This window comes from Mesorhizobium sp. M0244 (genome assembly GCF_040321795.1).
In the GTDB taxonomy this organism is placed as follows: domain Bacteria; phylum Pseudomonadota; class Alphaproteobacteria; order Rhizobiales; family Rhizobiaceae; genus Mesorhizobium.
This window is the reverse complement of sequence record NZ_JAMYSE010000183.1, coordinates 1-3066: the sequence shown is the minus strand read 5'-3', so window position 1 is coordinate 3066 and position 3066 is coordinate 1. Positions and strand designations below refer to the sequence as shown.

The following is a 3066-nucleotide window of genomic DNA, read 5'->3' as shown; positions in this document are numbered from 1 at the left end:
CCGCTGTTCAACAGCAGCGGCGAGGTCATCGGCATCAACACGGCAATCATCTCGCCGTCGGGCGGCTCGATCGGCATCGGCTTCTCCATCCCTTCGCAGCTTGCCTCGGGGGTCGTCGACCAGCTTCGCCAGTTTGGCGAGACGCGGCGCGGCTGGCTCGGCGTGCGCATCCAGCCGGTGACCGACGACATCGCCGAAAGCCTGGGCATGGCGACCGCCAAGGGCGCGCTGGTCGCCGGCGTCATCAAGGGCGGGCCGGTCGACAACGGCACCATCCAGGCCGGCGACGTCATCATCAAGTTCGACGGCAAGGATATCCATGAAATGCGCGACCTACCGCGGGTCGTAGCGGAAAGCCCGGTCGGCAAAGCGGTCGACGTGATCATCGTGCGCAAGGGGGTCGAGCAGACCGTGAAGGTGACGCTCGGCCGCCTCGAGGACGGCGAAAAGCTTGCAAGCGGCGGTGAAAACGGCAACACCGATCAGGATGATACTGACAAGGCGCCTGCCGTTTCGACGGCTTCCGTGCTCGGCATGACGATCGGCGAGCTCAACGACGAGACGCGCACGAAATTCGGCATCGCGGCCGACGTCTCCGGCGTCGTCGTAACCGACGTCGCCAAGGATTCGGCGGCGGCCGAACGCGGCATCCAGCCCGGCGAGGTGATCACCGAGATCGCGCAGGAATCGGTCGGCACGCCCAAGGACGTCATGGACCGGATCGGCGCGCTGAAGGAGCAGGGGCGCAAGAACGCGCTTTTGATGCTGGCGTCGAAGTCCGGCGAGCTGCGGTTTGTGACAATCCGGATGGATTGAGTCCGGTAGGAACTGCAGCACTCTGATTTTAATGGAGAAGGGCGGCTAGCGGGCCGCCTTTTTTCTTGCCTGCCAGCCTGTGTGTGAGAGCCTGTAGAAGACATGTCGCCTGAGTGTGGCGTGGCTGGCCGGAATGCCGGGATGGTCGAAATCGGAGGCCGGGTCGGCGGTCATGCCAATACGCTCCATCACGGCGATGGACCTGCGGTTGCTCTCGACCGCGAAAGACACGATTTCCTCGAGGCCGAGCGTTTCGAAGCCATGGGCGAGCCAGGCTTCGGCTGCTTCAGTGACATAGGCTTTGCCCCAGAATTCGGGCGCCAGGCGCCAGCCGATCTCGATCGTGCCGGCAGGCAGGAACGGCAAATGACCGGTCCCGGTTATTCCGACGAAGCCGATGCATTCGCCGGTAGCGGCGATCTCGGCGGCTGCGAAGCCGAAGCCGTCACGGTTGATAGCCGCGCGCAATTCCTCCATCTTGGCGTCTGCCTGGGCGCGGTCGCGGCGGAACGGAAAGAACTCCATGACGCGCTCTTCGGAATTGATGCGATGGAAGAGCTCGCGGTCGCGATCTTCCCAATTGCGCAGGATCAAGCGTTCGGTGCGGATCGGCGTCATTCGACAAATTCTTCCCGGCGATAACCCTGCAGATAGAGCAATGCGGTAAGGTCGCCATGGTCGATGCGGACCTTTGCCTCGGCCGCCACTGCCGGCTTGGCGTGCAAGGCGACGCCGATGCCGGCAAGGCGGATCATGTCGAGATCGTTGGCGCCGTCACCGACGGCAATGGCGTCGGCAGGCGTCAGGCCGAGGCGGGCGGAAATCTCGATAAGGGCTTCGGCCTTGGCGGCGCGGCCGAGGATGGGCTCGGCGACCAAGCCGGTGAAGCGGCGATCCTGCTCGACAAGGCTGTTGGCGCGATTTTCGTGAAAGCCGAGCAGTGCTGCGATGCGCGTGGTGAAGATGTCGAAACCACCGGAGATCAGCGCCGTCCAGGCACCGTTCGCCGCCATCGTCTGGACAAGCGTGCGGCCGCCGGAGGCCAGTGTCAGGCGATTGTCGATGATGCGGTCGATAATTGCGGCATCGAGACCTTTCAGCAGCGCCACGCGCTCGCGCAAGGCCGGCTCGAAAGCGATCTCGCCGTTCATCGATCGCGCCGTGATCGCCGCGACGCGATCCTTGACGCCGATCTCGTCGGCTAGCTCGTCGATGCATTCCTGGTCGATCATCGTCGAATCCATGTCGGCGATGAGGATCTTCTTGCGCCTGTTTTCAGCCGGCTGGACGACCACGTCGATCGGTTCGGAAGCGAGCGCGGCACGCAGGCCGGCGGTCATTTCGGAGGCTTCGGCGGTCTCCGGCAAAACGAACTCGCAGGCGACGCCTTCGGCCAACCAGCGAACAGCGCTTGCGCCGACAGACCCCGACGCCATATTCGCTAGCGCCGGCGACAATGCGCGGCCGGCGGGATGGGATACAAGCGTGGCGATCAGCGGCATCGAAAATTCCAGCGGGCAGGCGGGCGAAGGCCGCGTGAAGAACGCGATCCTGATAGCCGGGCCGACCGCCAGCGGCAAGTCGGCACTCGCACTCGACCTCGCCGAGCGCAATGGCGGTGTCATTGTCAACGCCGATTCCATGCAAGGCTATTCGGTGCTCGACGTGCTGACGGCGCGGCCGGGTCCTGCCGAACTCGCACGCGTCCCCCACTTTCTCTATGGACACGTCGATCCGTCCACCGCCTATTCCACCGGCGCCTGGCTGCGCGACGTCATGAAGCTGATCGACGACGGCGCGCTTTCGGGGCGGCTGGGTGGCACGTTCTCCGAAGGACCGGCGATTTTCGTCGGCGGTACCGGGCTTTATTTCCGGGCGCTCGCGGAAGGTATCTCGGAGATGCCCGACATTCCGAAATCGATCCGCGAGCGCTGGCGCTATGAGCTCCAGGAACAGGGCGCGGTGAGATTGCATCGCATCCTGCTGCGCGAGGATTCGGCGGCCGGCATGATGCTGAAGCCGACCGACAGCCAGCGCATCGTGCGGGCGCTGGAGGTGCTCGACGCATCGGGCCGTTCCATCCTGGACTGGCAGGCTGCGCGTGGCCGGCCGTTGATCGACAGGAGCAGCGCGCGCTTCTTCGTCATCGAGCCGGAGCGGGCGGCGCTGGTGGAGCGGATCGATGCCCGGTTCGACCGCATGCTGGACAAGGGCGCCCTTGACGAGGTGAAACAGCTTTCTTCCCTCGGC

Annotated in this window: 4 protein-coding genes; 2 read left to right on the top strand and 2 right to left on the bottom strand. The window is 64.7% G+C overall.

Going from position 1 to position 3066, the window contains the following annotated elements:
- On the top strand, positions 1 to 816 hold an 816-nt coding region (locus NKJ08_RS38305), incomplete at its 5' end, for a PDZ domain-containing protein (protein WP_352786335.1).
- A gap of 45 nt (positions 817 to 861) precedes the next feature.
- Here the strand turns inward: NKJ08_RS38305 and NKJ08_RS38300 are convergent.
- Complete coding sequence (locus NKJ08_RS38300; protein WP_352524387.1) at positions 862 to 1434, bottom strand: GNAT family N-acetyltransferase; 573 nt, start codon at positions 1432 to 1434, stop codon at positions 862 to 864.
- Positions 1431 to 2318, bottom strand: a complete 888-nt coding sequence (gene serB, locus NKJ08_RS38295) for a phosphoserine phosphatase SerB (RefSeq protein ID WP_352524388.1) — start codon at positions 2316 to 2318, stop codon at positions 1431 to 1433. Before serB ends, NKJ08_RS38300 begins: the two co-directional genes overlap by 4 nt.
- On the opposite strand from serB, the gene miaA reads away from it, so the two are divergent.
- Positions 2308 to 3066: tRNA (adenosine(37)-N6)-dimethylallyltransferase MiaA (miaA, locus tag NKJ08_RS38290; protein WP_352786337.1), on the top strand; the 759-nt coding region annotated here is incomplete at its 3' end. The genes serB and miaA overlap by 11 nt on opposite strands.